The sequence below is a fragment of the Leucobacter sp. Ag1 genome (assembly GCF_000980875.1).
GTDB classification, from domain to species: domain Bacteria; phylum Actinomycetota; class Actinomycetes; order Actinomycetales; family Microbacteriaceae; genus Leucobacter; species Leucobacter iarius.
Window position 1 is genome coordinate 1 of the sequence record NZ_LAYO01000036.1, and the last position, 7,263, is coordinate 7,263.

The window sequence follows — 7,263 nt, forward strand, 5'->3', positions numbered from 1 at the left end:
ACCGCCCGGGCGGCGGCCTCGGCTCCTGCCGCGGAACGCGAAACGTCGGCGCCCGCGCGCGAGCCGGGTGCGCGGCGGCCGATCGCCGAGATCGTGCTCGGCGCGAGCCTGCTGATCGCGGGCCTCGCGCTCGTGCTCACGCAGCTGGGAGTCGACCTGCGGCTCGAGGTGATCCTGCCGGGCCTCGCCGTGCTCGTGGGCGTCGGCCTCGCCTGGTGGCAGATCGCCGATCGGGATCGGCCCGAACGCAACCAGGTGCCGCGGGTGCTCGGCGCGCTCGCCCTGGTCGCCGTCGGCGTGCTCATGTTCTTCGTCACGGCCAAGCAGCCCAGCGCCTGGACCGTCATCGCCGCGGCGATCGCGGTGCTCATCGGCGTCGCGCTCGCCATCGCGCCGTGGGTGCTCCGGGTCAACCGCGAGCTGATCGCCGAGCGTTCCGGCCGTGCCCGCGAGGCCGAGCGCGCCGAGATCGCCGCCCACCTGCACGACTCCGTGCTGCAGACGCTGGCCCTGATTCAGCAGCGCTCGGAGCCGGGCAGCGAGGTCGCGCGAATCGCCCGAGGGCAGGAGCGCGAGCTGCGGGAGTGGCTGTTCCGCACGGCCGATGGCGGCGGCCCCGACGAGCGCACCGAGATCGCGGCCTCGCTGCGGGCGCACGCGACGGCGCTCGAAGCGGATCACCCCGTGCGATTCGAACTCGTCGTGGTCGGCTCCGGCGGCGTCGCACCGGACCCGATCGTGGCGGCGGCGAAGGAAGCGATGCTCAACGCGGCCAGGCACGCCGGCGGCGAGGCGACCGTCTACATCGAGACGGGACAGGATCGGGTCTCGGTCGACGTGACCGACCGCGGTCCCGGCCTCGATCCCGACGCGCTGCCCGAGGGCCGCATGGGCGTGCGCGAATCGATCCTGGGACGCATGGAGCGCGCGGGCGGCACCGCCCGGATCGTGCCGGGGCCGGGCGGCACCGGCACCTCCGTGCGGCTCGCGATGCCGATGGCCGCCGCGCAGGACGACACGAACGAGAGGGCGGAACGCTGATGGACACGCAGGAGCAGGCGATCCGGGTGGTGATCGTCGACGACCACCAGATCTTCCGCACGGGACTCCGCGCCGAGCTCGGACCGGAGCTCGAGGTGATCGGGGAGGCCGCCGACGTCGATGCGGCGGTCGGGATCATCGAACGGGAGCGCCCCGAGGTGGTGCTGCTCGACGTGCACCTCCCGGGCGGCGCCGGCGGCGGAGGCGCCGAGGTGCTGCGGCGCACGGCCGGGATCTCGGGCGTGCGCTGCCTGGCGCTCAGCGTGTCGGACGCGGCCGACGACGTCGTCAGCGTGATCCGCGCCGGCGCGCGCGGCTATCTCACGAAGACGGCCTCGGGCGCGGAAGTGACCGCCGCGGTCGTGCGGGTCCGGGGCGGCGACGCGGTGTTCTCGCCGAGGCTCGCGGGTTTCGTGCTCGACGCTTTCGGCGCCGGGACGGGGGAGACGGCGCTGGCCGACGACGAGCTCGACCGGCTGTCGGCCCGCGAGCAGGAGGTCATGCGGATGATCGCGCGCGGCTACGCCTACAAGGAGGTCGCGGCCGAGCTGTTCCTCTCGGTCAAGACGGTCGAGACCCACGTGTCGAACGTGCTGCGCAAGCTGCAGCTGTCGAACCGGCACGAGCTCACCGCCTGGGCGCTCAGTCGCCGGCTGCTGTAGCGGTCGACCGCGCCCCCCCCCTCAGTCCCAGCCGGGCAGCCAGCGGTGCGACTGCCAGAACCACTCCGTCATCGGGATCCCCGACCACACGGGGAAGAAGAACGCGGCGAGAGCGAGCGCGAACCCCAGCACGAGCGCGACGGTCAACCGGCGCCCGAGCAGCGACTCCCGGCTGCCGTCGAGCCGCATGCCGCGAGCCGACGTGCGCTCCGAGCGGATCGGGATCCCCCACAGCATGCCGAGCACCAGGGCGAGACCGATCGCCGAGAACGGGGTCAGTACGACGGCGTAGAACTCGAACACGGCGCTGCGTTTCACCGTGACCAGCCACGGCAGCCAGCCCGAGGCGTAGCCGACGAGCACGAAGGCGGCCGCCGGCATCAGCGGGCTCGCGACGAGCGATCGGGCGATGCGATGGCGCGGGGCTGGGGGCACGAACGAGGGATCCGCCGCGGGCCTGACGCGGGCCGCTCGGGCGGCGAGCCGCCCTGCGGCTCGGACCGGGCTGGCGACGCCGATCGCGGTGCGGAGCACGAGCCAGATCAGCACGAGCAGCGCGAGGACCCCGCCCCAGGTGACGATGATGTTCGGCAGCGGCGACACCACCGAGACGCATCCGCCGGCCCACGGGCAGGAGGACCCCTGCGGGATCTGCTGCAGGTACATCGCCGTCGGCCGGAGGTCGAGCGGCCAGGTGATGGGGTGCGAGGCGTAGGGGTGCGGGGCCGAGAGCGATCCGTGCCAGGCGAGCATGTCGGAGTGGTACCGGAGCAGGTCCGCCCACCAGGATCCCTTCGGGGTGCGGTCCCAGCCGCCCGGCGTCACAATCCAACCGATCCAGGTCGCGAGGTACGCGATGACGGCGGCGGGCAGCGCGATCAGCCCCGTGATGAAGGCCTGCGCGAGCGCGTCGAGCAGGGGCGTCTTCGCGCCCAGTCGGAGGCGGCGCAGCAGATCCTGCACGACCACGAGCACGAGGAACGCCGCGAGCGGGTAGAGCCCGGACCACTTGATCCCCGCGGCGGCCCCGAAGGCGAGCCCCGCCGCCAGCAGCCACGGTCGACGCCAGACCAGCGGGGCGAAGCGGGCGCCGCTCAGCGCGGATTCGCGCAGCACGCGCCCCGTCTGCTCATGGTCCCGCCACATGAACAGCGCGCCGAGCACGATCGCGAGCGCCAGGAAACCGTCGAGCAGGCTGACCCGGCTGAGCACCACGTGCACGCCGTCGAGCGCGAGCAGCAGGCCCGCGATGCAGGCGATCGCGATGCTGCGGCTCATGCGCCAGGCCAGGCGCATCGTCACCCCGACCGTCGCCACGCCGGCGACCGCGACCGAGATGCGCCAGCCCCAGCCGTTGTCGGGGCCGAACAGCAGGACGCCCAGTCCGATCAGCCACTTGCCGAGCGGCGGATGCACGGCGTTCGACGCGGCATCGGTGAACGCGTGCGCGTTCGCCGAGGTGAGTGCGGGGTCGTCGTTCGGCCAGGTGGTCGGATATCCGTGCGCGAGCTGGCTGATCGCGTCGCGCACGTAGTAGAGCTCGTCGAAGACGAGGCTGCCGGGGCGGGCGAGCGCCCAGAGGCGCAGCGCCGCCGCGAGCAGCAGCACGAGCACGGGCGCCAGCCGGCGCAACCGGAAGAGAAGCCGCTCGGTGCTCGACATGGTTCCACCCTACGGTGCGCGCGCCGGGGTGACCCCCGCGGGTAGCATGGTGGTGTGCTGACTCGTCTGTCCAATTACTTCTTGAAGACGCTCCGCGAGGACCCGGCCGACGCCGAGGTCGCGAGCCACAAGCTGCTGGTGCGCGCCGGCTACATCCGGCGCCAGTCGCCGGGCGTGTTCGCCTGGCTGCCGCTCGGCCTGCGGGTCAAGGGCCGCATCGAGCAGATCGTGCGCGAGGAGATGATCGCCGCGGGCGCCCACGAGGTGCATTTCCCGGCCATGCTGCCGCGCGAGGCATACGAGGCGACGGGCCGCTGGGAGGAGTACGGCGACAACATGTTCCGCCTGCAGGATCGGCACGGCGCCGACCACCTGCTCGCGCCCACGCACGAGGAGGCCTTCACCGTGATGGTGAAGGACATCATCGCCTCCTACAAGGATCTGCCGCTCATGCTGTTCCAGATCCAGGACAAGTACCGCGACGAGGCGCGCCCCCGCGCCGGCCTCCTGCGTGGCCGCGAGTTCACCATGAAGGACGCCTACTCCTTCGACGTGAGCGACGCGGGCCTCGACGCCAGCTACCAGAAGCAGCGCGACGCCTACGAGCGCATCTTCCAGCGGCTCGGCCTCGAGTACGTCATCGTCTCGGCCGACGCCGGGGCCATGGGCGGCTCGCGCAGCGAGGAGTTCCTGCTGCCGATCGGGATCGGCGAGGACACGTTCGTGCGTTCGGACGGCGGCTACGCCGCGAACGTCGAGGCGTACGTCACGCCCGCGCCCGAGGCGATCCCCTTCGACGGGCAGCCCGAAGCGCGCGTCTTCGATTCGCCCGACACCCCGACCATTGAAACGCTCGTGGCGCACGCGAACGCGGTGCTCCCGCGAGAGGACGGACGCGCGTGGACCGCGGCCGACACGCTCAAGAACGTGGTGCTCGCCGTGACCTCGCCCGAGGGCGAGCGGTCGCTGGTGATCGTCGGTATTCCGGGCGACCGTGAGGCCGATCTGAAGCGCGCCGAGGTCGCCTTCGGCGGCTTCGAGGTCGAGCCCGCCACCGCGGCCGACTTCGCGAAGCACCCGGGCCTCGTCAAGGGCTACATCGGCCCCGGCACGCTCGACGCGCCCGTGCTCGGAGAAGAGTCCGCCACGGGGATCCGCTACCTGCTCGACCCGCGCGTCGTGCCCGGGACCTCGTGGATCACGGGAGCCAACGCCGACGAGAAGCACGTCGCCTCCCTCGTCGCCGGCCGCGATTTCGCCGCGGACGGCACCGCCGAGGTCGCCGCGGTGCGCGACGGGGATCCCGCTCCCGACGGATCGGGGCCCATCTCGACCGCGCGCGGCATGGAGATCGGCCACGTGTTCCAGCTCGGACGCAAGTACGCCGAGGCGCTCGGCCTCAAGGTGCTCGACGAGAACGGCAAGCTCGTCACCGTGACCATGGGTTCCTACGGCATCGGCGTGACCCGCATCATGGCGATCCTCGCCGAGCTGCACCACGACGACCGCGGCCTGATCTGGCCCCGCGCCATCGCTCCGTTCGACGTGCACCTCGTCGCGACCGGCAAGGATCCCGAGGTGTTCGCCCTCGCCGAGAAGCTCGCCGCCGATCTCGATTCGGCGGGCGTCGAGGTGCTGTTCGACGACCGTCCCAAGGTGTCGCCCGGCGTGAAGTTCGGCGACGCCGAGCTCATCGGCGTGCCGCGCGTGGTCGTGGTCGGCCGCGACGCGACCGAGGGCTTCGCCGAGGTCTGGGATCGCGCCGCAGGCACCAAGGAGAAGGTCGCGCTGGCCGACGTGCCCGCGCTCTTCGGCGCCTGATCCCTCCGCGTTCTCCCGCAGGCGGCGGCCCCTCGGGGCCGCCGCCTGCGGCGTTTCGGACGGATGCGGTATCCTAGGCGTTTGATCCGCGAGCTGCGGATCGTACAGCTGAATAAGGAGGCCACCGTGCAGATTCCACTTGTCACGCTTCGACAGATCGAGCGTGAGCGGGAGATCCCGTTCGACGAGCTGGTGGAGATCATCGAGCAGGCGGTGCAGTCCGCCTATCTGCGCCACGCCGAGAATCAGAACATCACCGTGCCCCGGGCTGAAGATGTGCGCGCGACCCTCGACCGGAAGACCGGCGACATCTCCGTGCTCGTCCCCGAGCTCGACGAGGACGGCCAGGTCATCGGCGAGGCCTACGTCACGACCGACGAGTTCGGCCGCATCGCCGCGAGCGCGGCCAAGCAGGTCATCGGCCAGCGCCTCCGCGATCTGTCGGACGACGCCGTGCTCCTCGCCTTCAAGGAGAAGGAGGGGCAGATCGTCTCCGGTGTCGTGCAGCAGGGCCCGAACCCGCGCATGATCCACGTGTCGCTCGGCGACGTCGAGGCGATCCTGCCTCCCGAGGAGCAGGCTCCCGGCGAGGAGTACCCGCACGGCGCCCGCATCCGCGTCTACGTGACGAGCGTCTCCAAGGGCCTCAAGGGCACCCAGGTCGTCGTGTCGCGCACCCACCCCGGGCTCGTCCGCAAGCTCTTCGAGCTGGAGGTCCCGGAACTGGCCTCCGGCCTGGTCGAGATCGTGTCGCTCGCTCGCGAGGCCGGGCACCGCACCAAGGTCGCGGTCCGCGCGATGCAGCCCGGCATCAACGCCAAGGGCACGTGCATCGGCGAGATGGGGCGACGTGTGCGCGCCGTCATGAGCGAGCTCGGCGAGGAGAAGATCGACATCGTCGATTACTCGCCCGAGCTGCCCGCGTTCGTCGCGAACGCGCTGTCGCCGGCGAAGGTGACCGACGTGTTCATGCTGAACGAGTCGCTCAAGCAGGTGCGCGCGCTGGTGCCCGACTTCCAGCTGTCGCTCGCGATCGGCAAGGAGGGCCAGAACGCCCGTCTCGCCGCGAAGCTGACGGGCGCGAAGATCGACATCCAGCCCGATTCGATCATGAACGACTGAGTCGATCGGGGTGGATGTCGATCTGAGCGCGTTTCGCGGAGCGGCGAAGCCCGACGCGGAACGTCCGGATCGCAGCGTCCATCCCACTTCGATCATGAACGACTGAGTCGATTGATTCAACGCCCGTCATCCTGCGCGACGGAGGAGTCGCAGGATCTCGCTTCCGAGGCGAGACCCCGCGACTCGTTCTCGGCGCGGGATGGCGGGCGCTCCTCCGCTCCGGGGCGCAACGCGCCGGGGGAGACGTGCAAGAGGGAAGCTGGTAAGATGGTTGCGGTTCGGACCTGTGTTGCGTGCCGCCAGCGTGCGGAACGTGCAGAGTTGCTCCGAGTCGTGCTGCGCGGGGGTCGGCTCATGGTCGATGAGCGCGCGGTGCTTCCCGGGCGCGGTGCGTGGGTGCATCCCACGCGCAGGTGTCTCGAACTCGCGGTGTCGCGCGGATCATTCGCGCGTGCACTCAGGGCATCGGGGAAACCCGATGCCAGCCCCTTAGAGAACAGGCTGAAAACACTCATGGACAACTAATGAGCGGCTCACGATGAGGCCCGTCCGATAATCATGGTTCTCGCCTGTCTGGCGTGAACCCAGACAGGAGAAAAGTGGCAAACCCACGCGTACACGAGATCGCTGCAGAGCTCGGTGTCGATAGCAAGGTCGTCCTGGCCAAGCTGAAGGATATGGGCGAGTTCGTCAAGGCGTCCTCGTCCAGTGTCGCGCCCCCGGTGGCGCGCAAGGTCAAGGCCGCCCTCGAGGCGGACGGCGTCGCAAAGCCCGGCGCCGAAGGCGCTGCTCCGGCCGCGGCGAAGCCCGCGCCGAAGAAGCCCGCTGCGGGTCCGCGTCCCGGCCCGGTGAAGCCCGCCGCGCCCGCGAAGCCCGAGCCGGCCCCGGCGGCACCCGCCGCTGCTGCGCCCGAGGCTCCCGCTGCACCCTCGAAGCCCGCGGCTCCGGCCGCTCC

The 7,263-nt window shown here is 71.2% G+C and carries 7 protein-coding genes; 6 read left to right on the forward strand and 1 reads right to left on the reverse strand.

Annotated elements, in window-relative coordinates:
- Both XM48_RS18100 and XM48_RS00340 read left to right on the forward strand, forming a co-directional pair.
- A partial coding sequence (locus XM48_RS18100) for a sensor histidine kinase (protein ID WP_231580749.1) occupies window positions 1-1,041 on the forward strand: 1,041 nt, incomplete at its 5' end.
- Window positions 1,041-1,703 (forward strand): response regulator transcription factor, encoded by a 663-nt coding sequence (locus XM48_RS00340; RefSeq protein WP_046453782.1) that lies wholly within the window; start codon window positions 1,041-1,043, stop codon window positions 1,701-1,703. The genes XM48_RS18100 and XM48_RS00340, both read left to right, overlap by 1 nt.
- Window positions 1,704-1,724: 21 nt before the next feature.
- Here the strand turns inward: XM48_RS00340 and XM48_RS00345 are convergent, their stop codons facing one another.
- Window positions 1,725-3,365, reverse strand: a complete 1,641-nt coding sequence (locus XM48_RS00345) for a phospholipid carrier-dependent glycosyltransferase (protein WP_084820821.1) — start codon at window positions 3,363-3,365, stop codon at window positions 1,725-1,727.
- A gap of 54 nt (window positions 3,366-3,419) precedes the next feature.
- Here XM48_RS00345 and XM48_RS00350 point away from each other — a divergent pair, with 54 nt between their 5' ends.
- From XM48_RS00350 to XM48_RS00360, 4 genes are all read left to right on the forward strand, one after another.
- Window positions 3,420-5,186 (forward strand): proline--tRNA ligase, encoded by a 1,767-nt coding sequence (locus tag XM48_RS00350; RefSeq protein ID WP_084820822.1) that lies wholly within the window; start codon window positions 3,420-3,422, stop codon window positions 5,184-5,186.
- Window positions 5,187-5,312: 126 nt separating this feature from the next.
- Entirely contained in the window at window positions 5,313-6,308 is a 996-nt protein-coding gene (gene nusA / locus XM48_RS00355) for a transcription termination factor NusA (RefSeq protein ID WP_046453787.1), read from the forward strand.
- A gap of 267 nt (window positions 6,309-6,575) precedes the next feature.
- Window positions 6,576-6,833 carry a YlxR family protein gene (locus XM48_RS17325; RefSeq protein WP_084820823.1) on the forward strand — a complete coding sequence of 86 codons (258 nt, stop codon included), beginning with the start codon at window positions 6,576-6,578 and terminating at the stop codon, window positions 6,831-6,833.
- A gap of 74 nt (window positions 6,834-6,907) precedes the next feature.
- The coding region (locus tag XM48_RS00360) for a translation initiation factor IF-2 N-terminal domain-containing protein (RefSeq protein WP_197074102.1) at window positions 6,908-7,263 on the forward strand (356 nt) is incomplete at its 3' end.

Excerpts from the sequence above, each read along its gene's own strand:
- XM48_RS00340 (WP_046453782.1), top strand. The coding sequence starts at position 1,041 with ATGGACACGCAGGAGCAGGCGATCCGGGTGGTGATCGTCGACGACCAC.
- XM48_RS00345 (WP_084820821.1), bottom strand. The coding sequence starts at position 3,365 with ATGTCGAGCACCGAGCGGCTTCTCTTCCGGTTGCGCCGGCTGGCGCCC.
- XM48_RS17325 (WP_084820823.1), top strand. The coding sequence starts at position 6,576 with ATGGTTGCGGTTCGGACCTGTGTTGCGTGCCGCCAGCGTGCGGAACGT.